1 protein-coding gene is annotated in these 1,053 nt (G+C 57.8%); it reads right to left on the bottom strand.

Annotated elements, in window-relative coordinates:
• Positions 1–216: 216 nt before the first annotated feature.
• The gene (locus C446_RS11645; RefSeq protein WP_006673308.1) at positions 217–786 is read right to left on the bottom strand and encodes a methyltransferase domain-containing protein; all 570 of its coding nucleotides are present in this window, start codon (positions 784–786) and stop codon (positions 217–219) included.
• Positions 787–1,053: the final 267 nt, after the last annotated feature.

The following is a 1,053-nucleotide window of genomic DNA, read 5'->3' as shown; positions in this document are numbered from 1 at the left end:
CCCAGTCTCCTGAGCCAATAGCTTCCCAATTAGGTACAGTTTCCGCTGAGATGCTGCTTCACTCCGCCACTAAACTAGAACAGATGGTAGGTCAGGAGCCCAATGAGACACGGCCCTGAGCACGAGCCAGCACCGCGCGTATCTCCGGCCAACGGGCAGCGACCACCAAGACGACGATGAGGACACAACCGAGTCTCCAGAGCCCAACGTTGCGTTTCATTCCGGTTCGAACAACAGTGACCGGTCGAAGGTCGGCATTCGATGCCCGATGGAGCCGGTTCGGTCCTCACGCTCGGTAACTCGATCGTACTCGCCGGCGACGAGTGTACGGGGCTGGCGCACGACGACTCGTTCGGGTCCGTCGGCCGCGTTTCGGTACTGGTTCAGAATCGCGTCCTTTGGCTCGGCCTGGAGGGTGACGACGGCAACTGTACACGACTCGGGAAGCCTTGATCCATCGCCAGGAACGTTTCTGCCGTCGTCGACGACTATTTCGACCGTGTCTGCAATACCGGCACGCTCGAGGTTCTGCCGTGCTTCCTGGACCACTGCTGGATCGTGGTCGACGGCATAGACGGTCGCACCGGTCCGCTTTGCGAGCAATGTGGCTGTAAACGGCATTCCGCCACATCCGACGTTGAGAACCCGATCTCCGTCGTCGATTGCAGCGAGTGTACTCTCCCGAGCGACGACCGAGCGGTAGAACCAGCTATACAAGTCGAACGCGATCGGAGCAGGAGTACACGACTTCTCGAGTGTTGCGACAGTCTTCGCTATCCGCCCCATACGATATTTTTGGCCAACCTAAATAAGAGGGCAGACGATCGTTCCCAGTTTCCGATAACGGGCCGAAAATCCCGGTGTGCGGACGTGTTATCGGTGTGCTGACTGCCGTCGCTGTCCCGTTGCTCACCGACTGACGGCCCGTCTCGGACGTTGGCTTTCTTTGTTGGACTCCGTCCAACTCACGTTTCTGGGATGTAGAGCGTCTACAAACGAGCTTCGGAGGAATCAAATAAAATCCGAGTAGAACTCTCTCGAATCCTATGTCGC

It is taken from the genome of Halobiforma nitratireducens JCM 10879 (genome assembly GCF_000337895.1).
GTDB classification, from domain to species: domain Archaea; phylum Halobacteriota; class Halobacteria; order Halobacteriales; family Natrialbaceae; genus Natronobacterium; species Natronobacterium nitratireducens.
Note: the sequence above shows the minus strand (reverse complement) of the source record. Positions and strands in the feature narration are given on the sequence as shown.

Coding starts and splice junctions, on each gene's coding strand:
- C446_RS11645 (WP_006673308.1), bottom strand. CDS start 786: ATGGGGCGGATAGCGAAGACTGTCGCAACACTCGAGAAGTCGTGTACT.